Origin of the sequence: Halalkalibacter krulwichiae (assembly GCF_002109385.1) — a bacterium.
GTDB lineage: Bacteria > Bacillota > Bacilli > Bacillales > Bacillaceae_D > Halalkalibacter > Halalkalibacter krulwichiae.
Window position 1 is genome coordinate 220,928 of the sequence record NZ_CP020814.1, and the last position, 24,073, is coordinate 245,000.

Below are 24,073 nucleotides of genomic sequence, written 5' to 3' on the forward strand. Positions count from 1 at the left end.
TTAATTGGATTTTTTTGAAAATTCCGTTGACGTTTTTCTTTACTCTGTTATATAATAACATTAACAAAAACAAATTGTATTAACACAGAAAAGGGGCGATGAAAATGAGCAGACGGGAAAGAGAAAATATGATTCAATTTTTAACTAAGGTACAAGGATTAACAGAAGAGAAATTAATGTTAATGACGGATGAGGATGTAGAACACCTTTATACACGTGCTTACAGCATGCATGAAAAAGGCTAAAAGAAAGAGGATTAACAACCGTGTTAAAACGGAAGTTAATCCTCTTTTTTTCCTGTTTGGAGCAAATATAGTATAATTGCGATAGGAATCTGATTAAAGGTGGTCGCATATGAGAATGTCAAACAAGAAGTTATTTATTATTATTTCTATTATTGTTGCTCTTTATGGTATTGGTTATTGGGTAATAGGAGACATATTAACACGTTAGAGTTCGGGCTTTTAAAGTGGATTGCTTAAGGGCGTGTGAAAAGGTCAAAGCAACCTTTTTACACGCCCTTTTTTATATGTCTATTTCCAAGGAAATTTGTAAACTGGTGTCTAATTTCCCTATAGTGTTTGCAACTGAGTAAGGAAGGCAGAAGCAATTCCAAAATAAATAATCAGTGAAAAGATATCGTTTAAAGTTGTGATGAGAGGCCCTGATGCAACAGCTGGGTCTACACCAAACCGATTTAAAGTTAATGGAATAATGGTTCCTGCTAGTGTTCCGACAATTAAGGTGATTAATAGCGAAACGCCGACGACAAAGCCAAGAACGAAGCTACCTAGCCAGACATAAGCAATTAAGAAGATTAGTATTCCGCAAGTAATTCCAATGATAATACCGACTCGTAGCTCACGGAAAATTAGCTTAACAACGGTCTTTCGATCAGTATTGCTCGTGATAATCCCTCTAACTACTACAGCTAAAGATTGCGTACCTGTATTTCCTGTCATTCCTGCAATCATTGGCATGAAAAAGATCAAGGCAACTACTTGTTCTAAAGTTTCCTCAAATCCACTAATGATACTTCCAGATACAAGTCCAATAAATAATAAAAGAACAAGCCATGGTAATCGCCGCATTGAAGCGGTAATGGCTTTCGTATTAAAGTCAATCGCCTTCCCTGTAGCGGCTAATTTCTCAATATCTTCATTAGCTTCCTGGATGACAACGTCAATGGCATCATCTACAGTAATAATTCCTTTTAAGATGTTTTGGTCATCTACAACTGGTACGGCAATAAAATCATAACGTTCAATTAATTGCGCAACTGCCTCTTGGTCATCATCGACATGAACGGATACAACGCGTGTAAACATTAAATCTTCAATGACTTCATCAATATCTGCAATAAGCAAATCGCGATAAGATACAACACCGACGAGCTTCTTTTCTTTGTTAATAACATATAGGTAATAGATGTTTTCAGAGAAACTAGCATATTCTTTTAATTTATCTACAGCTTGTCTAACAGTTTGATTTGCATGAATCCAAACGAACTGGTTTGTCATAAGCCCACCTGCAGTATCAGCCGGGTAACTCATTAGAGATTGAATATCATGCGAATCTTCTTTCTTCATGCCTTCTAGAAATTCTTGAATCTTATCGACAGAAAGCTCGTTCAATAAATCTGCAAGGTCATCATTATCCATTAAATTCATAACTTTAGAGGAACGCTCAATTCCTAGCTTATGTAATATTTCAATCTGCATTTCATACTCTAACTCTTGAATTAAATCGGCAATTTGTGAAGGTGTTAAAAATGTAAGAAACTTGTGGTGGTGCTTTTCGGGTAACCCTTTGTAGAGTTGTGCAAAATCATACGGGTGTAGCTCATCAAGTAACTCCTGCAAAGCTCCACGTTTGGCTTCCTTCATATATTTAATAACCAATACGAGTAATTGGTCTTCTGTCATGTTAGCAACCATCATATCCCCCCAGTCTTCATGTTCATACTTTACAAAAAAAATCACTCTAAGTAAAACGTGTTTTTTAAATAAATGCTTGTTTAATTTTTAAAAGGTTATTATTACTGACTATTCCCTAATGCGCTCTTTCCCAATCTCATTTTTTTCTAAATGTGAAAATTGTGTTTCAGATTTATTTGTATCTTTCAAGAATGGTCAATTAGATATAGCGTTGACGCTTTCAAAAGCCCTATGGTACACTCGTTTATATTGAATATCATTCTCATCAATTAGAGCGGAGTAGGGAGGTATTTATGAGCTTTATTCAATTAAGTCAACTGACAAAAGCATTCAAAAATGCTGAAACACCAGCTGTAAATCAAATAGATTTAAAAATTGAAAAAGGGGAAATTATCACCTTACTTGGACCGAGTGGTTGTGGGAAAACGACAACTTTAAGAATGTTAGCTGGATTTGAACAGCCAACGTCTGGTTCAATTTATATTGGTGATCGAGTGGTGTACGATGATCGTACATATATTCCTCCTGAAAAACGCGGAATTGGGATGGTTTTTCAAGATTATGCACTTTTTCCTCATTTAACAATTGAGAAAAATATTATGTTTGGTTTGAATAAATGGAGTACTAGAGCTAAAAAAGAAAGAGCGAAAGAAGTTCTGGAATTAGTAGGATTAGACGGATATGGAAAACGTTATCCAAATGAATTGTCAGGTGGACAACAACAGCGTGTAGCTTTGGCACGTGCCTTAGCTCCTCGTCCTCATGTTGTTTTAATGGATGAACCTTTTAGTAACTTAGACGCAGGGTTGCGAGAGAGAATGCGTTATGATGTAACAACTATTTTAAGAAAGGCAGATAAGACAGCCATTATCGTTACACACGATCAAAAAGATGCGTTTGCTGTCTCTGATCGAGTTGTTGTTATGAATGAAGGCATTATTCAGCAAATTGCATCACCTCGTGAAATGTATCGTTGTCCAAAGAACTGCTTTGTTGCGCAGTTTGTAGGGAAGACCAATTTACTAACGGGAACTTTATGTTCAGATATGAAGCATGTCGATACTTATATAGGAAGAGTTTCTTTGCCGGAACAAAGTCAATTTCCGGTAGAGGATGTTCGTATTTCTATTAGACCAGAGGGATGTAGACTTGCTGAAAATGGAATGTACTCTGGCCGCGTCGAGCGTGTAACCTATGGGGAGAATACCAAGAAGTAGAGGTACGTTTGGGTGACCAAAATGTTTCATCGCAGCCGATGGTCGTCTATGCTCCTATTGAACAGGAGATTGAAGTCGGGTCGGTCATTTCATTTGATATTACACCGGAACTTGTAGCGTTAGTGGAAGCTTAAAGAAGGCAACTCGGATCGAGTTGCCTTTTGTTTTGTTTGAAAAATACGTGGTTGACAATAGTTATCACTTGCATTATACTTCAACTTGTGAGCAATAAATGATAATGAATCTCATTATCGGATTCGGAAAATCTATAACTAGTGGGGGAAGTCAGATGAACAAAGTAGTAAGAATGTTTCTATTTGGATTATTGGTAATGTCACTTTTTATCGTTGCTGCGTGTGGTTCTTCGGATAATAATGCTGAAGAAACAGCTGAACAGCCAACAGATACAGAAGGTGATACAGAAGAAGTGGTAGAATTAGAAGGTCAACTTGTTGTATACTCTTCACGTAATGAAAATTTTGTACAACCATTACTTGAAAAATTTTCAGAAGAAACTGGCATTGAAGTGTTACCACTTCATGGAGCAGATCCACTTCAAATTGAAGAAGAAGCTGGAAATGTACAAGCTGATATTTTTATTTCAAATGATTTAGGTGCTTTAGAATATTTAAACAGCAAAGATTTCTTACAAGGGTTTGACCCAGAAGGCGTAGAAACAATTGATGAACAATTCCGTGCAGATGATAATGCGTGGATTGCTCTTTCTGCTAGAGCGCGTGGATTTATTTATAACAAAGATTTAATTACAGAAGAAGAAATGCCTAAGAGTTTGGAAGACCTTTTTGATGCTAAATGGGCTGAAGTAGAAAAGGGTTATGCCATTACACGTGGTGGTAACGGCGGAATGATTGGGAATGTTTCTGCGCTTCGTCATGAGTGGGGCGACGAAAAAACAGCTGAATGGATTGAGGCAATTAAAGAAAACGCAGCTGGAATTTTCGAAGGTCACGGGGACATTCGTCGTGCAGTAGGTGCTGGTGAATATTCTTTTGGACTCGTTAACAACTATTATTACCACCAACAATTAGAAGAGCCGACGGATAACAATGTTGGATTTATTTATACGGACCAAGGTGAAGGGGAAATGGGCGTTATTGCTAACGCAGCTGGTTTAGGTCTTATTAAAGGTGCGCCAAACGAGGCAAACGCAAAAGCATTTATTGAATGGATTCTTGAAACGGAAAACCAATTAGCTTTTGTAGGGGAATCTTTGGAGTTACCGATTAATGAAGAGTTAGATCCGCCATATGAAGCGGCTACAAAGTTTAGTGAATTAAAAGTTCAAGATATGCCGTTAAAAGAGCTTGGCAATTATTTTGAAGATACAAAAGCTTTAATTGAAGATGCAGGTCTTGACCTTGAATTAAAATAGACTAATCACCGTATGGGAGAAGGCATAATGAGCAATCAAGAGAAATCGAACAAACAAGTAAATAGTGATCAGCATGCTAAGGTTGGGGATCGTAGATCCCCAACCATTCTCCGTTTCCTCAGAAGTAAGTGGTTCGACATTTGGAATGGCAACCCACCTGGAGCCATTTTATTATTATTTGGTTTGTTCGTCGCACTTATTATGTCAATCCCAATTGTTTATGTCATTTGGAGATCGATGTTTGCAGGTGCAGATCGTTGGAAGCGTCTTCTAGATGGGAGAATTCCAGAATTACTTTGGAATACATTTTCGCTTACAGCAGCTGTCACATTTTTTGCCGTAGTTATTGGTGTTTCGTTGGCGTGGCTTGTTGTGAGAACAGATATCCCAGGCAGGAAAATGTGGCAGTGGGTTCTGGCTCTGCCCTTGTTATTCCTCCTTATGTGGGTGCTGTTACCTATATTATTGTCTTTGGTCCAAGTGGGTGGTTACGTGACTTTTGGCGTGATACACCTTGGCTTAGCCATATAGTAGGAGATTATCCAATCAATATCTATTCTTTTTGGGGAATCTTCTTTGTCTTAACGATGTTTACCTATCCGTATGTATTTCTTATCGCGTCAGCCTCTTTGCGAAAGATGAATCGCAATTTTGAAGAGGTAGCTCGCTCACAAGGTATGTCAACGTCAACAATATTTTGGAAGGTTAATTTACCGTTATTGCGGCCGGCTATAGGTGCAGGGGCTATATTGATATCGCTCTATGTATTATCTGATTTTGGGGCTATTGCGATGTTGCGTTATGTGACTTTTACAGCTGCTATTTATTTTCAGAGGGCTAGCTTTGATACAGCATCGGCATCTGTTTTGAGTTTGGTTCTGATCTTGTTAACAGTATTGATTCTCTGGATAGAAGCTAGGACTAGAAAGAATAACAAATACTATCAAACGACCAATACGTATAGAAAACCAGATATTTTGTCACTTGGAAAGTGGAAACCATTAGCAACTTTCTATGTCCTACTCGTTTTCGTTCTATCAATTGTACTTCCAATCGTCGTTCTTATTTATTGGTCCATTATTGGGATAGGGATGGGTGCACTAGATGAGCGATTCTTTGGATTTGCATGGAACAGTATTAAGGTTTCAGGATTTGCTGCGATCTTATGTATGGTACTTGCCTTACCTATTATTTATTTGAAATCAAGATATCCTTCAATGATATCTAGTACAATTGATCGTCTGAGTTATGCGGGTTATGCATTGCCTGGAGTCATTGTGGCGTTAGGGATGGTATTTATTTTTAATAATCATCTCCCAGCTTTATATAATACGTTTTATATGGTAGCGTTGGCGTTTGTTGTCCGATTCTTGCCACAAGCAATGCAAGCTGGGGAAGCGTCATTAAGTCTTGTTTCACCGAGAATTGATGAAGCGGCCAGGAGTCTAGGGTATCCACCATGGAAAGTTATGTTTAAAGTGATTATTCCTTCTATTTTGCCAGGAGTTTTAGCGGGAGGCGCTCTCGTTTTTGTTAGTTCTATTAAAGAATTACCAGCAACGTTAATGCTACGTCCTCCTGGGTTTGATACGTTAGCGGTCCGTATTTATTTTGAGGCGAAAGAAGCGATTTACCATTTAGCTGCACCTGCAGCATTACTCATTATCCTAGTATCGATCATCCCACTTAGATATTTACTAAAAAAATATTAGAACGTTTTTCTCTAAAGAGGCTTATTCAAGTAGAAATATTGAATAAGCCTCTTTTTTTCTGAAAAAGATTAACAGATTACATTGACATTGATAATCAATTTCATTTAGAATGATGATAACGATTATCGATGGTGAGGGGTGTAGAAATGTCTGCGTTATTAATTGTTGGAGCTGATCATTTAGGAGCAATTCCTAAAAAGTTAGAGAGTTTAGGGTTCAGTGAAATTATTCATGTTAGTGGTCGGAAAGTACAAATGGTCAAGAAAGAAATACCTACTCATATTGATTTGATTTTAGTATTAACGGATTTCATTAATCACAATTTGACAGGAGTATTAAAAAGAAAAGCATCTGAACAAAAAATACCGATTTGTTACGCGAAGCGTTCATGGTGTTCAATCTATCAGGCAATTGGAAAATGTGATTACGCCTGTGAAAATTTAAAAAATTGTCAGCTGAAAAGGAAATGTTAAGATGACTGAAAATCAAGCAATCTCATTTTTGGCATGTCCATATCAATTTTATGAGACATCCACTGAATGTTGGAAGGAAGAAGTGCAAACGATTATTAATAAGATCGTCGATAGTTATGATCAATTATCAAAGTCTGAAAAAACCTATTATCAAGCACTGAAAATTATTAGTGTTCACTGGAGCCAGCTAGATAGAAAATTATTTGAATCGAAAAGTGAATATTTACTTGTTTCTGCTAAAGTAATTGATCAACTACTCTCTTTGTTAGTATCAGAAATGGGTGAGTTGCCATTTTTCAATAACGAAACGAAGTGCTTAGAAAGCATTGAATCGAAAGTTGATGAAGGTGTTGTGTTAAAGAAAATATTACTCGAAGTCGATGAACCACTATTAATTACATATTGGAATATAGCTGAGAAATATTGCTATAGGACTAATGGGAATAGTCCTAATCAATTTGAAGTTATCGATGTGCTTAACGCTAAAAGATATGTGCGCTTTCCAACGAGAGTAGATAAACAATTGATGAGTTAGAAAACACAAGTATCAGGAAGATGCTTGTGTTTTTATTTTAATAGGCACTAGACAAAATAGTTGGAATATGCAAAAATAAGTTGCATAAGGTAAAAATAATTAGTTAAAACTAAAAAGGTTGTCTAATTTCAATAATAATTTTTTTGCACAAAGATTTGCCTTTATGCAACTTTCGGGAGTCACAGAAAGTTGCGTGTGCGCATATCTTTGGTAGAGTAGAAACAAAAGGGAGGAAATGTAATGGGAAAGAAAAAACGATCACTGTTTTTAATGGCGCTTTTTACAGCATTTGTGTTAGCCGCTTGCGGAGGAGAACAAGCGAGTGTTTCTGACGATGAAGGAATAAAAGTAGTAACAAGCTTCTCGATTTTGGGTGACTTAGCTGAAAATGTTGTAGGCGAACGTGGGCAAGTCGAGTACTTAGTGCCAATTGGCGAAGAGCCTCATGAATATGAAACGATCCCGAGTGATTTTCAAAAAGTGAGTGATGCAGATGTCTTCTATGTAAATGGGTTTGGTCTAGAAGAATGGTTAGAGCGTCTTGTGCAAAACGTAGGTGATGTGCCAATCATTACTGTTTCTGATGGAATTACTCCTTTGCCTATTAGTGATCAAGATGGTGAAGATCCGCATGCATGGTTAGACGTTGCAAATGTTATTACGTATGTGGAAAACATCCGTGACGATTTAACAGAACGCGATCCAGATGGAGCTGAGGAGTATGCGGCAAATGCGGACTCATTTATAGCGGAATTAGAAGAACTTCATACGTGGATTCATACAGAAGTTGAATCAATTGATGAATCAAAACGTGCAATCGTCATTAGTGAAAATGCATTTAAATATTTTGGTGAACAATATGGCTTTGACACAGTTGGAATTTGGGAGTTAAATTCGCACGAAGAAGGAACACATAGCCAAATTGCAGCGGTGGTTGATACGATTAAAGAAAGAGAGATACCGGCTGTATTTGTTGAGACGACAGTTGATAAACGCTACATGGAAACGGTAGCTAATGACGCGGGTGTTGCGATCGCTGGTGAAGTGTATACGGATGCTGTTGGTTTAGAAGGCAGCGGAGCGGAAACGTATATAAAAATGATGGAGCATAATGTAAGAACGTTTGTAGATGGATTAAATCAATAAAGGCAACTTGAGATTACGCCACGATGAATAACGAACAGGAGCACCACGAAATGTGGTGCTCTTGTTCTGTTACAAAAACCTTGCGAGTATACCGATAATGACCAATACAGCAAATGAAATCCATAATGCTTTTTTTAGTCGCTGGCTTGTACGCCGTTTCTTTTGCCAACGATTTGGGTCAAAGGCAGGCTCACCATCATCGATGAAAACGGGCCTAGTATGAAACGGTTTAACTCCAGTTAGAATAATTGGAGCTAAAGCAGCACCCGCAATTAAACCAAATAAGTGAGCGAGAACATTTATGTTTGAGTTTACGAATGTCATGACTAAACCGATAATGAGAATGGTCATGACGAGTTGTGAATTGGCAGAATCAATTAGATCCTTTCGATAGATTACAATATACAAGTAAAGTCCAAATAATCCAAAGATGGCTCCCGAAGCTCCGAGATGTTGCATATAAGGGCTGCCTAAATAAAAAGTTGCAATGTTTGCAATGACCCCTGTTATGAGGTAGACGATAAGGAATTTCGCTTTTCCAAGCATCTTTTCAAGTGCTGGACCGAAAATGACAAGGGAAAAAGAATTAAAGATGACATGTCCTATGCTAATATGCATGAAAATCGGTGTAACGATTCGCCAATACTCGCCATAGGCTACAGCTAGATTGTTTCCGATGCCCATTGTGAGAATGTAACGTCCCCCAGGGAGAAAATTCATCCAAATAAATAAAATAAGATGAATGGCTACTAATATCGTAACAATAGGATATGAACGTCTAAACGAATAGAAGCTCTCGTTTCGTATAAACATGGTACAGCCTCCTTTTCTATCTGCTATTATAACAGATAATAAACAGCAGCTCTTGTATAAGGGTATGAAAGATATATATAGGTAATGAATAACAAAGTAAACTAGAATGAGAAAGAAGGAATGAAAATGATTATTGGAATTGGTATTGATATTGTCGAGCTTAACCGAATAGAAGATGTGCTAAATCGCCAACCGAAATTTGTTGATCGAATTTTAACTGATTCTGAGAAAAATACATACCTCACTTTAAGTAATAGAAGAAAAATTGAGTTTCTTGCGGGGAGATTTGCGGCTAAAGAAGCTTTTGTTAAAGCAGTTGGCACAGGAATTTCAGCAAGTTATAGCTGGAGGGACATTGAAGTGAAAAAGGAGGCTAATGGTAAGCCTTATGTCATTGCATCAGGTCTTACTGATCAAGTTCATCTTTCGATTTCTCACAGTAAAATGTATGCAGTTGCACAAGTTTTAATTGAAAGCTTGTCAAGCTAGTCTGCATAATGCGCAAGGTTGTCTCATATAGTTGTAGAGCGAATAGAAGAGATCAAGTCATTCAGGCAGAGTCAGGTCTACGTTCTACAAAGATGTTTCGGATCTACGATAGTAAGTATACCAGTCACACTTACTAAAAGTTAAAGCGGAACACACAACGATGAGAAGCCGTCTCTTGAATGCATTCGCTCTCTTCTTTCAAATGAGACAAAGGGGTGAAAGCATGAAAAAAGCAATTTGGCTCGCTACTCTAGGGATACTACTATCTATGATCCTCGTAGCGTGTGGCGAAAAAACACAGGAAGATATTATGACTGATTTAGACACTAAGCTAACGGAGATGACTGGTTACAAAGCGAAGTCTACTATGACTTTAGAAACAGGGAAGGAACAACAGACATATGAGGTCGATGTATGGCATCAAGTAAAGAGCAACTATCGTGTTGCACTTCAAAATGAAAACAAAGACCAAAGTCAAATTATCCTTCGCAATGATGATGGGGTTTTCGTGTTGACACCTGCGCTGAACAAAAGCTTCCGTTTCCAAAGTGACTGGCCGACAAATAGCAGTCAGGTATATTTGTATGAATCACTTGTTCAAGACATTTTGATGGATCCTGAACGTTCTTTCCAAGCAGATGAAGACTATTATATCTTTCAAACGAATACAAACTATCAAAATAAAAATCTAACAACGCAGGAAATCAAATTAAACAAGAAAGATTTATCGCCTGCTCAGGTGAAAATTATGAATGCTGATCTTGAGGTGCTTGTTCAACTTGATTTCACAGACTTTGAATGGAATGCAAGCTTCAATGAAGGTGACTTCGATATGGAGCGTAATATGACTGGAGCACAAATGACGGAACAGCCAGCAATGGCAGAACCACTTGAAGCTATGACTGTCTATTATCCAATGTATACGCCAGATGGTACACAGTTTGAATCATCAAGAAATATTGAAACAGAAAATGGTGAGCGAGTTGTGCTTCAATACATGGGTGAGCAACCATTCACGTTAATCCAAGAGCAAAGTCAAGTAGTACCTGCATCTACTCCAATGAATATGAGCCATGGCGAACCAGTTGATTTAGGTTTTACAATTGGTGTTATGACAAATGAGTCACTTATGTGGTCTTATAATGGGGTAGACTTCTTCCTAGCTTCTGAGAATTTAAGCACAGAAGAAATGATGTCTATTGCAAGTTCCGTATATGGAACAGAGGAAAAATAAAAAGTGTGAACATCATCTAAGAGTCTTTACCTTTTCGGTGATTTAAATAGCTCTAAATAAGATTAAGCGTATGCCACTTTTATGTGAGACTAACTCAAGTTTATCATTCGAGTTAGTCTCTTTTTCTTTTTCTTAAAGCGCTATGGTAAAATGATACTCATCAATTAATAAAGGGAATAATGGATAGGGCATTTAGGGAGGAAGTTTGATGAGTCAAGAGTTTTACCGAGATACATGGGCTGAAGTTGATTTAACGGCTATTGCCGATAATGTACAAGCCATTTGTCAACTTTACCGTGATAGAGATGTCAGTGTGATAGCTGTTGTAAAAGCGAATGGTTATGGTCATGGTGCTGTTGAAGTGGCAAAGACAGCTTTAAAATCAGGAGCTAGTTATTTAGCTGTTGCATTATTGGATGAAGCCATTGCTTTAAGAGAGGCAAATATTAAGGCGCCTATTCTTGTTTTAGGTAGAATTAGACCTCAGGATGTCTCTATTGCGCAACGGTATCAAGTGATGGTTACAGTTTTTCAACAGCAGTGGTTAGAAGAAGCGAAGAAGTTCCTTGTGACTGATGCATCCATTTCGATCCACTTGAAATTTGATACGGGTATGGGCAGGATTGGGCTGAGAACAAAGGAAGAAACGGATGCGGTATGCGACTTCCTAGCTGCAAATAAACAATTTCATGTACATGGGATCTTTACTCATTTTGCTACTGCTGATGAAAAAGATGCTTCGTATGTAAATGAACAGCACAATCGATTTGTTGAGATGTTAGATTGGGTAAAGGAAAAGGGCATTCAAGCTTCTTTCATTCATAGTGGAAACAGCGCTGCCGGTATGAGATTTCCTGAAAAAGCATTTAATGCTTTTCGTTTAGGTATTTCAATGTATGGGTTAACTCCATCACCTGAAATTACAGAAGAGCTTCCTATCCAATTAAAGCAAGCATTTTCACTTAAAAGCCGTCTCGTGCATGTGAAAAAGGTTGCGGCAGGAGAAGCGATTAGTTATGGTGCGACATATCGTGCTAAATCAGACGAATGGATTGGAACAATTCCGATCGGTTATGCAGATGGTTGGTTAAGGTATCATAGTACTAGTGGCGGAGAAGTACTTGTTAATGGAGAACGAGCTCCGTTTGTCGGTCGTATTTGCATGGACCAATGTATGGTGCGCTTATCGGAACCGGTTGAAGTCGGTACAATTGTGACATTGATTGGTAAAGATGGAGATAATAGAATAACAATGGATGAAATTGCAAAAAGATTAAATACGATTAACTATGAAATTCCTTGTGTAATTGGGCAAAGAGTACCAAGGGTTTATATGGACTAAATGAAGTGAAAGTTGAATATACATTTCTTGTTGGTCTAATTTAAAAGATAGACCATTGGGCCTTTGCATTTCGAGCTAGCTAATGCTATGATTAGGTACGAGACTAAAAAGGAAGCATCTGTTGTAAAAAAGATTAAATAAGCTCAACGTTATTTGGTGGATGCTGGGGGTGGATGTTTGTGTCAGAGCAAAGCACAAAGCGCATTGTAATTAATTTGCCACAACATTTGTTGAACGAGGTGGACGGTGTGATTAAAAAAGAGAACGTCAATCGTAGTGAATTCATTTCACAAGCAACAAAGATGTATCTTCGTGAACGTAAAAAACGTCAAATTCGGGAGACTATGCAGCAAGGCTATATGGAAATGGCGAAAATTAACCTAAACATTGCATCAGAATCTTTTCTTGCCGAGGAGGAAGCAGAGAATACCCTCGACCGCTTAGTGAGTGGGGTGTAGCCTTTGATTGTAAAAAGAGGCGACGTTTACTTTGCTGATCTCTCACCTGTTGTTGGTTCTGAACAAGGTGGAGTTCGTCCTGTGCTTGTTATACAAAATGATATTGGAAACCGTTTTAGTCCTACGGTTATTGTGGCAGCAATTACAGCTCAAATTCAAAAAGCTAAACTGCCAACGCATGTTGAGATTAATGCAAAACGTTATGGCTTTGATCGTGATTCCGTCATTTTGTTGGAACAAGTACGAACAATTGATAAGCAAAGGCTAACCGATAAAATAACCCACTTAGACGATGATATGATGAATCGTGTGAATGATGCTCTGTTCATAAGTTTAGGACTTATTGATTTTTAAGATATACGACTGTAAACCTCATTTGTGAAAAATGGGGTTTTGTTTTATTTTCAGATTGTTTTTATGTAAAATCGCTTTAACGTTTCATGTTTATTTAAATTGATGGTTTAGAATAAAAAGCTATTGAATCTAGCTTATTAACGAAGTGAGTACTTTGTCGCATTTAGAGAATTTTTGCATAATTTTAGACACTTTACTCTTTGCAACATTTTTTTAACCATGAAATAATAGGGGTAAGATTAGTCAGGGGGATAAATGATGCAACCATATATTGTTTCGCTTATTGGGAATCAACGAGAAAAGTTGATGGAGCTTTGGAAAGAAGAGTTAGATGTTATAAGGAAAGAAAACTACTTGGAATCCATTTCAGATTCAGTCTATGAAAATACGAATCAACAATTTATGCATTTCATTATTGGTATGGTAGATATGGATGAAAAAGAAGCAAAGAAAAGATTAAGCTCCTTTGCTGATGAATACATACAAAGTGGTTGGCCGCTTGCGTACTTTACACAGGGTCTCCAAGCTTTTCGCCGTGTGAATTTGGCTTTAATTTCAGAACAAGAAACGAACATTCAGGATTTACTTTCTACATTTAGTGAACTTGAGAACTGGATTGATCGACTAATTAACCAATTGGTTTACGATTATACAGGTACTTGGGAAGATATTTTTGAAATGCAAAAACTATCTTTAATGGAGCTCTCAGCACCTTTAATCCCAGTATTAGAGGGAGTAACGGTGATGCCGTTAATCGGAACGATTGATACAGCTAGAGCCAAGCTTGTAATGGAAAATTTATTACAAGGTGTGATTGAGCACCGGTCACAAGTCGTTCTAATTGATATTACGGGAGTTCCTGTGGTCGATACAATGGTTGCTCACCATATTATTCAAGCTTCTGAAGCGGTGAGGTTAGTAGGGGCAACATGCATTCTTGTTGGGATTAGACCCGAGATTGCCCAAACCATTGTGAATCTTGGGATTGATTTAAGTAAGTTTCCGACAAAGAGCACGCTGAAAAAAGGGATTGAAACAGCGTTGGAGTTAACAAACAAGAAAATGATTGACTTGTAAGTTGGAGGAAGGTATATGAGAATTCCAATTTTAAAACTAAAACATTATTTATTAATAAGTGTACAGGTTGAATTAGATGATCAGACTGCATTGCAATTCCAAGAGGATTTATTAAATAAAATCCATATGGAAGGCTCATTAGGGGTTGTTATTGATCTAACATCTGTTGATATGATTGATTCCTTTATTGCTAAAGTGTTAGGGGATGTTGTCGACATGTCTAACCTAATGGGAGCGAAAGTAGTTCTAACTGGCATTCAGCCAGCTGTTGCAATTACATTAATCGACATGGGGATAACCTTAAAAGATGTTCAAACAGCTCTAGATCTTGAACAAGGTCTTGAGAAATTGCAACAGGAATTGGAGGGGTAAGCATGGAAACCCAGTCCTGTGTCGGAGTGAAAAACGAGTGGGATATTGTTGCAGCAAGACAAGCTGGTCGCTCGTTATCAAAAGAAATTGGGTTTGGCAGTGTTGATCAAGCTAGAATTACAACAGCCATCTCGGAGCTTGCTCGGAATATCTATCTTTATGCGAAGCGCGGAGAAATATCGATTGAGTTAGTTGAGAAACCAAGTAAATTGGGTTTAAGAAAAGGCATTAAAATCACTGCAAAAGATCAAGGTCCAGGTATTCCTGATATAAGGCAAGTAATGATGGATGGGTTTACCACATCTGGTGGCATGGGTGCTGGTTTACCAGGCGTAGAACGTTTAATGGATGATTTCACTATCGACTCTGTAGTAGGAGAAGGGACCACCATTACAGCGATTAAGTGGATTCGTTAGGAGAGGGTTTGTGTGGAAAGAACTGTACATGATTTAGAGCAAACGTATAAAGAAATTGTACAAACATTCCTTCATCGGAAAAATGAATTAGGACTGTATCAGGCTCAGCAGTTTAGCAAAATTTTAATGGAGCAACAATTTTCACCAGAAGAAGTGGTAGGTGTACATCGTGCTGTTGTTGAAGAATTGTTTCCGACTGTTCCGGAAGGGGTATTAGACTCCTTTGACTTATTATTAGAAGTCATGATGGGATATGGTCTGGCTTATCGTGAACATCAAAGTTTGCGAGATCGGCAATTAGAGCTTGAGTCTGAAATTGACGTCGCTGCTACAATGCAGCAGACGTTACTTCCTGAAGGGACTCCCCACAGCGATTCGTTGGATATGGGTGTGGTAAGTGTTCCGGCATATAAAATGAGTGGAGATTATTATCATTACATAATGGATGATAATGGATGTGTTGGCATCGCGATAGCTGATATTATCGGGAAAGGAGTACCGGCGGCTCTTTGTATGTCGATGATTAAGTATGCGATGGACAGTTTGCCTGAACAACGCTTGCAACCAGCTGCTTTGTTAGATAGTTTGAATCGTGTAGTAGAGCAAAATGTTCATGATAGCATGTTTATTACGATGATGTACGGTTCTTATGATCCTAGAACAGATGAATTTAATTATTCCGGAGCGGGGCATGAGCCGGGTTTCTTTTACAATGCAGCATTGGATCAATTTGAGGATCTCTATGCAAAGGGCATTGTTTTAGGCGTTTCAAAAAAAGGGAACTTTAGGGAATATAATAGAAAACTAGAAACTGGAGATTTTGTTGTTTTTCTTTCCGATGGTGTTACGGAATGTAGGGTTGAAGACCGTTTTATCGAGAGGGAGGAAGTGATAGCGTTGATTCGTAAGTATATGCACTTATCAGCACAAGAGTTGGTTGATAATGTTTATCAAGAATTAGCTAAACTTCAAAAGTTTACTTTAAAAGATGATTTTACATTAATGGTAATTAAACGTGTTTAACTAGACTGATTAAAGGGTATAGGTTTTTTAAGGGATAAAAGGAGAGGATACTATGAACTTATCTATTCGTTTAGAAGCCGATAATGATACGACTGTTTTATATTTAGCGGGAGAGGTAGACGCGTATACAGCCCCTAAGTTAAGAGAGGAGTTATTGCCTCTAACAGAGCTTGGGAAAAATGTCAAAGTTGATTTAACGGATGTTCATTATATAGATAGTACGGGCCTTGGGATATTCATAGGTGCGCTTAAAGCAACACATATTCATAAAGGTAACCTTGTGTTAACAGGAATGTCTGACCGAATTAAACGACTGTTTACAATTACAGGTCTGAATGAAGTCATTACAATTGAGGAAGGGGAGGCGTCAAGATGAAGCAACAAGAAGCAGATCATATACAAATGAGTGTTCCTGCAAAGCCAGAGTATGTAGGTGTGATCCGTTTGACTGTTTCTGGAATTGCCAATCGGGTCGGATTTACCTACGATGAGATCGAGGATATGAAGATTGCTGTTGCAGAAGCATGTACGAACGTCGTAAATCATGCATATGAGGAAGGAGGCGTTATGAATGTCTCTTTCTACTTATATGAAGATAAGATCGAGATCGTTGTAGCTGATCAAGGACAGAGTTTTGATATTGCTAGTGTGCGTGATCAGCTCGGACCGGTTAATGCCGATCGACCTGTAGCCGATTTAAAAGAAGGTGGCTTGGGCCTGTTTCTTATAAATACATTAATGGATAAAGTGGAAATAAATGATGAATCAGGCATTGTTTTAGTTATGACCAAGTTCCTTCATGGAGATGAGGTGGAACATGATGTCGAAAGATTCTCAGAGGCGCAGCCAGAACAATGAGGAAGTGTACGAATGGATTACCAGCTACCAAGCGTCTGGCGATGAAAGTGCGCAGTTAAAGCTTGTTCAACATTATGAAGGACTTGTGCGCAGTTTATCAAGAAAGTTTTCAAAAGGCCGGGAGTATGAAGAAGATATGTTTCAAGTTGGTATGGTCGGTTTGTTAGCGGCGATGAAGAGATATGATGCTGCATTTGGTAAAAGTTTCGAATCTTTTGCAATTCCGACAATACTCGGCGAAATAAAGAGATTTATCCGTGATAAGACTTGGAGTGTTCATGTACCTCGCAGAATTAAAGAGCTAGGACCGAAAATTAAACAGTCGGTTGAGAAATTAACTTCCGACTTGCAACGTTCTCCCCTAGTGTATGAGATAGCAGAGCATCTTGGTGTCTCAGAAGAAGAAGTGTTAGAAACGATGGAAATGAGCAAGAGCTATCAGGCGCTCTCTGTTGATCGCTCACTTGAAGCGGATCAAGAGGGGGCGAGGTCACTTTATTAGACTTAGTAGGAAATGTTGATTCTGGGTTTGAGGAAGCAGATCGGAAGCTTTTGTTGGAAAAAGCGTTTGAGGTCTTAAACGATCGTGAAAAGGAAATTATCGTCCATACATATTTTCATAATTTCAGTCAAAAGGAAACGGGTGAAAAGTTAGGTATCTCCCAAATGCATGTTTCTCGTTTGCAGCGAAGGGCTCTTGAGAAATTAAAAGAAGCAATTAAAGTTGAACCAACGGAGATCCTTTGATGTTAACACATTACAATGATGAACAAGTAGAGATTGTTGTATATGAGCAGTCTAAGCCTGGCGAAAATTGTTCTGGAGATATTCATGTTGTGATTTAGGATAAGGAATACAGCATTTGTGCAGTTATTGACGGTCTTGGAAGTGGAGAGCAAGCTAGGAAGTCAGCAGAAATGGCTGCTGGTGTTATTAGGAGTCTTCATAGACTCGATGTTGCTCAACTTGTAAAAGCGTGTAACGATGTGTTAGTGAATCATAGAGGTGTCGTTCTAACGATTATTAAAGTGGACTATAATCGACAACTTATCGACTATTGTAATTTTGGTAATATAGGATTCATTTTGTATTTGCCAGATGGTACGACATTTGAACCGATTCCGGCAAGAGGTTATTTATCAGGAAAAAAGCAAGTGATTAAAAGTTCGACTTATCGTTTTTATCAAGGTGCTGTTTTCCTATTGTATTCGGATGGATTAAAGAGGAGACCTGCAAAGGAACGATTACTCCGCATGACGTCTCCTACTGTTGGATTGGAAAATTTATTAGAAAAGGAAAACTATGCTATTGATGATGTAACAATATTAATAGGGAGATTTAAATAAAAGATAGCCTTGGTTATCTCTGTGATAAGAGTATAAAGGCTGTCTTTTTTTTGAGGTGTAAAACTATGCTATGATGATACTAGTCTATTTAAAAATGGGGTGTTGGGATGAATGAAGAAAAGCGTAATGAGACCATTCTTACGATTGCGAAAGAGTTAAATGTTAAAAAAGCTTATATAGAGCAATTAATTACTTTAGTTAATGAAGGAAATACAGTCCCTTTTATTGCTCGTTATCGTAAAGAAATGACAGGTGGACTCGATGAAGTGCAAATTCGTACCACTGTTGAAAAGTGGGAGTATGCAAACCAACTAAGTAACCGTCAAGAAGAAGTTATCCGTCTAATAGATGAACAAGGAAAATTGACTGATGAATTAACATTAAAGATTCAAAAGGCTAAAAAGCTTCAGGAAATTGAAGATTTATATCGACCTTATAAACAAAAAAGAAGAACGAGAGCAACTATTGCGAAAGAAAAGGGATTAGAACCATTTGCGGTATGGTTGTATTCCTTCCCTAAGGATGGTTCGGTTAATGATGAAGCTGCGACATACATATCTGAAGAAAAGGAACTTGGATCAATCGAAGAAGTGATTCAAGGGGCTCAAGATATAATAGCAGAATGGATTTCTGATGATGCTGAGCTTCGCAAAAGCATTCGACAATCAGGCTTTAAAGACGGGAAAATGAAAACTGTTGTAAAAGACAAAGAAGCTGATGAAAAGTCTATCTTTGAAATGTACTATGAGTACGAAGAAGCGATTAGGGCGATTGTGCCACACCGGATTTTAGCAATGAATCGTGGTGAGAAGGAAGGGATTCTACGTGTCTCTTTAGTTTTCCCGAGTGACCGTATCATAGAAGATATTAAAAGGAAAACCATAAGAGATATTCATTCAAAGGCAGCGGCTTTTGTGGCCGAAGCGATTGAAGACGGCTATAAGCGCTTAATAGAGCCTTCGATTGAACGCGATATTCGCAATGAATTAACCGAAAAGGCTGAAGAACAAGCGATTCATATTTTTTCAGAGAACTTAAGGCAATTGCTTCTGCAACCGCCAATGAAAGATAAAACCGTTCTTGGGGTTGACCCAGCTTACAGAACAGGTTGTAAATTAGCTGTAGTTGATGCAACAGGTAAAGTTCTCGATATTGCGGTTATCTATCCAACACCACCGAGAAATGAGGTCGAAAAATCAGCTGTAGTTGTTAAAGAGTTAATTAACAAACATTCAGTTGAAATGATTGCCGTTGGGAACGGGACAGCATCGAGAGAGACTGAACAATTCATTGCCGATGTCATTAAACAGCTTGACGAATCAATTTATTATTTAATTGTCAATGAGGCTGGAGCAAGTGTGTACTCGGCTTCTGAGCTGGGAAGGGAAGAATTCCCTGATTTGAAAGTTGAGGAAAGGAGTGCTGTGTCAATTGCAAGACGCCTACAAGATCCGTTAGCTGAATTAGTGAAAATTGACCCTAAATCCGTTGGGGTAGGTCAGTACCAACATGATGTCTCGCAAAAAAGATTAAATGAGCAGTTAACCTTTGTGGTGGAAACAGCTGTTAACCAAGTTGGTGTGAATGTTAATACGGCTTCAAGTTCATTGTTGCAGTATGTAGCTGGACTATCAAAGGCTGTCGCCAATAATATAGTCAAGCGTCGTGAGGAAGAAGGACGATTTACAGACCGGAAGCAGTTGAAAAAAATTCCTAGGCTCGGAGCGAAAACATATGAGCAAGCAATTGGCTTCCTGAGAATTCAAGAGGGTGATCATCCTTTGGATGCAACGGCTATTCACCCTGAAAGTTATAACGAAGCAGAGAAGTTGTTAAAACAAATTGGTGCAACTGTTGAAGAGATAGGATCAGAAAGAGTAAGGGAGTTATTGCAGAACATTGACGTATCGGGTTTGGCATCAGAGTTAGAAGTAGGTGTACCAACATTAAAGGATATGATCGATAATCTCATGCGTCCGGCACGTGATCCGCGTGACGAAGTAGCCAAGCCATTACTTAAACAAGATGTACTTAAAATGGAAGATTTACAAGTTGGGATGGAGTTACAAGGGACAGTTCGAAATGTGGTTGATTTCGGTGCCTTTGTTGACATTGGAGTGAAGCAAGATGGGCTTGTCCATATTTCTAAATTAACAAACCGTTTCATCAAGCACCCTTTAGAAGTCGTAACGGTAGGAGAGATCGTAACCGTTTGGGTAGAGCAAGTCGATATACAAAAAGGAAGAGTTTCTCTAACGATGAAAAAAACGGAGATGCAAACTGTTTCGTCATAGAATTTGTTAATAATGTATTAAAGTAAGAAGATTGAGGAAGCGTGACGTGTGTTAAATTGTTATTTAGCAACCTCAATCTTCTTCGTTATACTTAAGTTTGGACTTCTAATGATTCTCTTTCTTTATAATAGAACCAGCATTGATTCAGGACTCTAATTTGATAACGGTCTTTTTCTAAATAAGCTTGCTTTAACTGTTGTCTTAGCCATTTAGGCATAGGCAAACAACTCCTTAACGACTTTCGGGATTTAGATTATTATATGAATGAAGGTTTGTCATAGTTGAAGGATTGGTGAAGATTTATGAACGGGAATCATAATCCCATGACGAATAAGCAGTTACAAAAATTGGTGGAGTGTATTTCGGAAGAGTATTTTAAGATACCTTTTTTGCATGAAGCTACTTTTAACAATAGATTACGTACGACTGGAGGGCGTTACTTACTTAGAAGCCACAATATTGAGATTAACCCTAAGCAGTTAATCTATTTTGGAAAAGATGCGTTAGTGGGAATCATTAAGCATGAACTTTGTCACTATCACCTCCATCTTCAAGGTAAGGGGTATCAGCATCGCGATAATGACTTTAAAGATTTAATGATGAAGCTTGGTGCACCTAGATTTTGTGAAACAATTCCGGGAACAAAGAACTCTACTACGAGTAACCACCGGTATCAATGCACGGTTTGTGGGCTGGAGTATAATCGTAAACGTAAAATTGATATTAGACGATATGTTTGTGGAAAATGTAAAAGTAAGTTGAAAAAAATTTAAAAATAGACTTGCGTTTTTCAAAAAGTGTATGCTATATTATAGAAGTCGCTAATGAGTCAGCTGAACAAAAAGTTGATAAGCTTCTAGTGATGTGTTTTAATATTCCAAGTCGTTATAATATTCCACAGTAGCTCAGTGGTAGAGCAATCGGCTGTTAACCGATCGGTCGTAGGTTCGAGTCCTACCTGTGGAGCCAAGGAGAAGTACTCAAGTGGCTGAAGAGGCGCCCCTGCTAAGGGTGTAGGTCGTTTACGCGGCGCGAGGGTTCAAATCCCTCCTTCTCCGCCATTTTTAAATGGCCCGTTGGTCAAGCGGTTAAGACACCGCCCTTTCACGGCGGTAACACGGGTTCGAATCCCGTACGGGTCACCATTCTAGTAATATAGTTAACAGCAAAGTGGAGGATTAGCTCAGCTGGGAGAGCACCTGCCTTACAAGCAGGGGGTCGGCGGTTCGATCCCGTCATCCTCCACCATATATTTTGGTCCGGTAGTTCAGTTGGTTAGAATGCCTGCCTGTCACGCAGGAGGTCGCGGGTTCGAGTCCCGTCCGGACCGCCATTCATCTTTGCGGGTGTGGCGGAATTGGCAGACGCGCTAGACTTAGGATCTAGTGTCTTATGACGTGGGGGTTCGACTCCCTTCACCCGCACTTTTGTTGATTATAATTTGTTGGTGCTAACGCGGTTGTGGCGGAATGGCAGACGCGCTAGGTTGAGGGCCTAGTGGGGGTTGACCCCGTGGAGGTTCGAGTCCTCTCAACCGCACCAAATGTTGTTTGGTATCTATTCAAACGGGAAGTGGCTCAGCTTGGTAGAGCACCTGGTTTGGGACCAGGGGGTCGCAGGTTCAAATCCTGTCTTCCCGACCATCTTTTATATGCGGGTGTAGTTTAGTGGTAAAACCTCAGCCTTCCAAGCTGATGTCGTGAGTTCGATTCTCATCACCCGCTCCAATTTCATAATTGAAGATAGATTCTTTTTTTATGTCTTCTTTTGGGCCTGTAGCTCAGCTGGTTAGAGCGCACGCCTGATAAGCGTGAGGTCGGTGGTTCGAGTCCACTCAGGCCCACCAAAAAAAGTTCTTGACCTTTTAAAGGTTTGATAGTATCATTTTAAAAGTCGCTAATGAGCGGCGTCGAGTTCTTTGAAAACTGAACAAAAGCCAAGCGAAAAGAGATACATGATATCTCGTCAAAGAAATTTACCCGATAGGGCAAATTTCACCTTAAATTTTTTATTGAGCTAATCAGCTTACCATTTTTATGGAGAGTTTGATCCTGGCTCAGGACGAACGCTGGCGGCGTGCCTAATACATGCAAGTCGAGCGGACTAATTAAGAGCTTGCTCTTAATTAGTTAGCGGCGGACGGGTGAGTAACACGTGGGCAACCTGCCCTGTAGACTGGGATAACATCGAGAAATCGGTGCTAATACCGGATAATATCTGAGACCTCATGGTCTTAGACTAAAAGATGGCTCCGGCTATCACTGCAGGATGGGCCCGCGGCGCATTAGCTAGTTGGTAAGGTAATGGCTTACCAAGGCGACGATGCGTAGCCGACCTGAGAGGGTGATCGGCCACACTGGGACTGAGACACGGCCCAGACTCCTACGGGAGGCAGCAGTAGGGAATCTTCCGCAATGGACGAAAGTCTGACGGAGCAACGCCGCGTGAGTGATGAAGGATTTCGGTTCGTAAAGCTCTGTTGTTAGGGAAGAACAAGTATCGTTCGAATAGGGCGGTACCTTGACGGTACCTAACCAGAAAGCCACGGCTAACTACGTGCCAGCAGCCGCGGTAATACGTAGGTGGCAAGCGTTGTCCGGAATTATTGGGCGTAAAGCGCGCGCAGGCGGTCTTTTAAGTCTGATGTGAAAGCCCACGGCTCAACCGTGGAGGGTCATTGGAAACTGGGAGACTTGAGTACAGAAGAGGAGAGTGGAATTCCACGTGTAGCGGTGAAATGCGTAGATATGTGGAGGAACACCAGTGGCGAAGGCGACTCTCTGGTCTGTAACTGACGCTGAGGCGCGAAAGCGTGGGGAGCAAACAGGATTAGATACCCTGGTAGTCCACGCCGTAAACGATGAGTGCTAGGTGTTAGGGGTTTCGATGCCCTTAGTGCCGAAGTTAACACATTAAGCACTCCGCCTGGGGAGTACGACCGCAAGGTTGAAACTCAAAGGAATTGACGGGGGCCCGCACAAGCAGTGGAGCATGTGGTTTAATTCGAAGCAACGCGAAGAACCTTACCAGGTCTTGACATCCTTATGCCCTCCCTAGAGATAGGGATTTCCCTTCGGGGACATAAGTGACAGGTGGTGCATGGTTGTCGTCAGCTCGTGTCGTGAGATGTTGGGTTAAGTCCCGCAACGAGCGCAACCCTTGATCTTAGTTGCCAGCATTTAGTTGGGCACTCTAAGGTGACTGCCGGTGACAAACCGGAGGAAGGTGGGGATGACGTCAAATCATCATGCCCCTTATGACCTGGGCTACACACGTGCTACAATGGATGGTACAAAGAGCAGCGAAACCGCGAGGTCGAGCCAATCTCATAAAGCCATTCTCAGTTCGGATTGTAGGCTGCAACTCGCCTACATGAAGCCGGAATTGCTAGTAATCGCGGATCAGCATGCCGCGGTGAATACGTTCCCGGGCCTTGTACACACCGCCCGTCACACCACGAGAGTTTGTAACACCCGAAGTCGGTGGAGTAACCCTTTTGGGAGCTAGCCGCCTAAGGTGGGACAGATGATTGGGGTGAAGTCGTAACAAGGTAGCCGTATCGGAAGGTGCGGCTGGATCACCTC

The 24,073-nt window shown here is 39.6% G+C and carries 22 protein-coding genes, 10 tRNA genes, 1 rRNA gene and 3 pseudogenes (1 of these 36 only partly in view); 33 read left to right on the top strand and 3 right to left on the bottom strand.

What is annotated here, in order from left to right; all coding sequences use genetic code 11:
- The first annotated feature begins 104 nt into the window (after nucleotides 1-104).
- On the top strand, nucleotides 105-245 hold the full coding sequence (locus BkAM31D_RS01170; RefSeq protein WP_066159406.1) for a BH0509 family protein: 141 nt from the start codon (nucleotides 105-107) through the stop codon (nucleotides 243-245).
- Between the two features lie 327 nt (nucleotides 246-572).
- Here the strand turns inward: BkAM31D_RS01170 and mgtE are convergent, their stop codons facing one another.
- Nucleotides 573-1,937 (bottom strand): magnesium transporter, encoded by a 1,365-nt coding sequence (mgtE, locus tag BkAM31D_RS01175; RefSeq protein ID WP_066159409.1) that lies wholly within the window; start codon nucleotides 1,935-1,937, stop codon nucleotides 573-575.
- Between the two features lie 293 nt (nucleotides 1,938-2,230).
- Between mgtE and BkAM31D_RS01180 the strand changes: the two are divergent.
- The 6 genes and pseudogenes from BkAM31D_RS01180 to BkAM31D_RS01205 all read left to right on the top strand — a co-directional run bounded on the left by BkAM31D_RS01180 (nucleotide 2,231) and on the right by BkAM31D_RS01205 (nucleotide 8,413).
- Nucleotides 2,231-3,288, top strand: a pseudogene (locus BkAM31D_RS01180) (ABC transporter ATP-binding protein).
- 155 nt (nucleotides 3,289-3,443) lie between these two features.
- Nucleotides 3,444-4,547: an extracellular solute-binding protein gene (locus tag BkAM31D_RS01185; protein ID WP_066159415.1), complete on the top strand. Its 1,104-nt coding sequence runs from the start codon at nucleotides 3,444-3,446 to the stop codon at nucleotides 4,545-4,547.
- A 27-nt stretch (nucleotides 4,548-4,574) separates the two neighbouring features.
- A pseudogene (locus BkAM31D_RS01190) lies at nucleotides 4,575-6,259 on the top strand (ABC transporter permease).
- A gap of 146 nt (nucleotides 6,260-6,405) precedes the next feature.
- A complete protein-coding gene (locus BkAM31D_RS01195) occupies nucleotides 6,406-6,732 on the top strand; it encodes a DUF2325 domain-containing protein (RefSeq protein WP_066159422.1) in 327 nt (108 codons plus the stop codon).
- Between the two features lies 1 nt (nucleotide 6,733).
- Complete coding sequence (locus BkAM31D_RS01200) at nucleotides 6,734-7,267, top strand: hypothetical protein (RefSeq protein ID WP_066159428.1); 534 nt, start codon at nucleotides 6,734-6,736, stop codon at nucleotides 7,265-7,267.
- 240 nt (nucleotides 7,268-7,507) lie between these two features.
- Nucleotides 7,508-8,413 carry a metal ABC transporter substrate-binding protein gene (locus BkAM31D_RS01205; RefSeq protein WP_066159433.1) on the top strand — a complete coding sequence of 302 codons (906 nt, stop codon included), beginning with the start codon at nucleotides 7,508-7,510 and terminating at the stop codon, nucleotides 8,411-8,413.
- Between the two features lie 69 nt (nucleotides 8,414-8,482).
- Here BkAM31D_RS01205 and BkAM31D_RS01210 read toward each other — a convergent pair whose 3' ends face one another.
- Entirely contained in the window at nucleotides 8,483-9,226 is a 744-nt protein-coding gene (locus BkAM31D_RS01210) for a rhomboid family intramembrane serine protease (RefSeq protein WP_066159437.1), read from the bottom strand.
- 126 nt (nucleotides 9,227-9,352) lie between these two features.
- On the opposite strand from BkAM31D_RS01210, the gene acpS reads away from it, so the two are divergent.
- From acpS to BkAM31D_RS01280, 14 genes and pseudogenes are all read left to right on the top strand, one after another.
- Nucleotides 9,353-9,715, top strand: a complete 363-nt coding sequence (gene acpS / locus BkAM31D_RS01215) for a holo-ACP synthase (RefSeq protein ID WP_066159440.1) — start codon at nucleotides 9,353-9,355, stop codon at nucleotides 9,713-9,715.
- Between the two features lie 223 nt (nucleotides 9,716-9,938).
- On the top strand, nucleotides 9,939-10,949 hold the full coding sequence (locus BkAM31D_RS01220) for a LolA family protein (RefSeq protein WP_066159443.1): 1,011 nt from the start codon (nucleotides 9,939-9,941) through the stop codon (nucleotides 10,947-10,949).
- A gap of 208 nt (nucleotides 10,950-11,157) precedes the next feature.
- Nucleotides 11,158-12,291, top strand: a complete 1,134-nt coding sequence (gene alr, locus BkAM31D_RS01225; RefSeq protein WP_066159446.1) for an alanine racemase — start codon at nucleotides 11,158-11,160, stop codon at nucleotides 12,289-12,291.
- Nucleotides 12,292-12,464: 173 nt separating this feature from the next.
- A complete protein-coding gene (locus tag BkAM31D_RS01230; RefSeq protein ID WP_066159448.1) occupies nucleotides 12,465-12,749 on the top strand; it encodes a CopG family ribbon-helix-helix protein in 285 nt (94 codons plus the stop codon).
- 3 nt (nucleotides 12,750-12,752) lie between these two features.
- Nucleotides 12,753-13,103: a type II toxin-antitoxin system PemK/MazF family toxin gene (locus BkAM31D_RS01235; protein ID WP_034631315.1), complete on the top strand. Its 351-nt coding sequence runs from the start codon at nucleotides 12,753-12,755 to the stop codon at nucleotides 13,101-13,103.
- A 258-nt stretch (nucleotides 13,104-13,361) separates the two neighbouring features.
- The gene (gene rsbRA / locus BkAM31D_RS01240) at nucleotides 13,362-14,180 is read left to right on the top strand and encodes an RsbT co-antagonist protein RsbRA (protein WP_174521932.1); all 819 of its coding nucleotides are present in this window, start codon (nucleotides 13,362-13,364) and stop codon (nucleotides 14,178-14,180) included.
- A gap of 15 nt (nucleotides 14,181-14,195) precedes the next feature.
- The gene (locus tag BkAM31D_RS01245; protein WP_066159454.1) at nucleotides 14,196-14,552 is read left to right on the top strand and encodes an STAS domain-containing protein; all 357 of its coding nucleotides are present in this window, start codon (nucleotides 14,196-14,198) and stop codon (nucleotides 14,550-14,552) included.
- 2 nt (nucleotides 14,553-14,554) lie between these two features.
- On the top strand, nucleotides 14,555-14,968 hold the full coding sequence (locus BkAM31D_RS01250; protein WP_066159457.1) for an anti-sigma regulatory factor: 414 nt from the start codon (nucleotides 14,555-14,557) through the stop codon (nucleotides 14,966-14,968).
- 12 nt (nucleotides 14,969-14,980) lie between these two features.
- The gene (locus tag BkAM31D_RS01255; RefSeq protein ID WP_066159459.1) at nucleotides 14,981-15,991 is read left to right on the top strand and encodes a PP2C family protein-serine/threonine phosphatase; all 1,011 of its coding nucleotides are present in this window, start codon (nucleotides 14,981-14,983) and stop codon (nucleotides 15,989-15,991) included.
- A gap of 52 nt (nucleotides 15,992-16,043) precedes the next feature.
- Nucleotides 16,044-16,367, top strand: coding sequence for an STAS domain-containing protein (locus BkAM31D_RS01260; RefSeq protein ID WP_066159461.1), 324 nt, complete (start codon nucleotides 16,044-16,046; stop codon nucleotides 16,365-16,367).
- Nucleotides 16,364-16,849 carry an anti-sigma B factor RsbW gene (gene rsbW, locus BkAM31D_RS01265; RefSeq protein ID WP_066159463.1) on the top strand — a complete coding sequence of 162 codons (486 nt, stop codon included), beginning with the start codon at nucleotides 16,364-16,366 and terminating at the stop codon, nucleotides 16,847-16,849. The genes BkAM31D_RS01260 and rsbW overlap by 4 nt, the downstream gene beginning before the upstream one ends.
- Nucleotides 16,812-17,596, top strand: a pseudogene (gene sigB / locus BkAM31D_RS01270) (RNA polymerase sigma factor SigB). Before rsbW ends, sigB begins: the two are co-directional and overlap by 38 nt.
- A gap of 170 nt (nucleotides 17,597-17,766) precedes the next feature.
- Entirely contained in the window at nucleotides 17,767-18,195 is a 429-nt protein-coding gene (locus tag BkAM31D_RS01275; RefSeq protein WP_066159469.1) for a SpoIIE family protein phosphatase, read from the top strand.
- A 107-nt stretch (nucleotides 18,196-18,302) separates the two neighbouring features.
- Complete coding sequence (locus tag BkAM31D_RS01280; protein ID WP_066159472.1) at nucleotides 18,303-20,489, top strand: Tex family protein; 2,187 nt, start codon at nucleotides 18,303-18,305, stop codon at nucleotides 20,487-20,489.
- A 91-nt stretch (nucleotides 20,490-20,580) separates the two neighbouring features.
- Here BkAM31D_RS01280 and cmpA read toward each other — a convergent pair whose 3' ends face one another.
- Entirely contained in the window at nucleotides 20,581-20,706 is a 126-nt protein-coding gene (cmpA, locus tag BkAM31D_RS01285) for a cortex morphogenetic protein CmpA (RefSeq protein ID WP_085449713.1), read from the bottom strand.
- A gap of 106 nt (nucleotides 20,707-20,812) precedes the next feature.
- Between cmpA and BkAM31D_RS01290 the strand changes: the two genes are divergently transcribed.
- From BkAM31D_RS01290 to BkAM31D_RS01345, 12 genes are all read left to right on the top strand, one after another.
- A complete protein-coding gene (locus BkAM31D_RS01290) occupies nucleotides 20,813-21,262 on the top strand; it encodes a SprT family protein (RefSeq protein WP_066159475.1) in 450 nt (149 codons plus the stop codon).
- 121 nt (nucleotides 21,263-21,383) lie between these two features.
- Nucleotides 21,384-21,458 (top strand) — tRNA-Asn (locus BkAM31D_RS01295).
- A 1-nt stretch (nucleotide 21,459) separates the two neighbouring features.
- Nucleotides 21,460-21,550, top strand: a tRNA-Ser gene (locus BkAM31D_RS01300).
- A 9-nt stretch (nucleotides 21,551-21,559) separates the two neighbouring features.
- Nucleotides 21,560-21,634, top strand: a tRNA-Glu gene (locus BkAM31D_RS01305).
- Nucleotides 21,635-21,661: 27 nt separating this feature from the next.
- A tRNA-Val gene (locus BkAM31D_RS01310) sits at nucleotides 21,662-21,737 on the top strand.
- A gap of 8 nt (nucleotides 21,738-21,745) precedes the next feature.
- Nucleotides 21,746-21,822, top strand: a tRNA-Asp gene (locus tag BkAM31D_RS01315).
- Nucleotides 21,823-21,831: 9 nt separating this feature from the next.
- Nucleotides 21,832-21,913 (top strand) — tRNA-Leu (locus tag BkAM31D_RS01320).
- Between the two features lie 31 nt (nucleotides 21,914-21,944).
- Nucleotides 21,945-22,031, top strand: a tRNA-Leu gene (locus BkAM31D_RS01325).
- Between the two features lie 24 nt (nucleotides 22,032-22,055).
- Nucleotides 22,056-22,132 (top strand) — tRNA-Pro (locus BkAM31D_RS01330).
- A 10-nt stretch (nucleotides 22,133-22,142) separates the two neighbouring features.
- A tRNA-Gly gene (locus BkAM31D_RS01335) sits at nucleotides 22,143-22,216 on the top strand.
- Between the two features lie 42 nt (nucleotides 22,217-22,258).
- Nucleotides 22,259-22,335 (top strand) — tRNA-Ile (locus BkAM31D_RS01340).
- Between the two features lie 187 nt (nucleotides 22,336-22,522).
- Nucleotides 22,523-24,073: ribosomal RNA gene (locus BkAM31D_RS01345) — 16S ribosomal RNA — on the top strand; it runs 4 nt beyond the window's last position.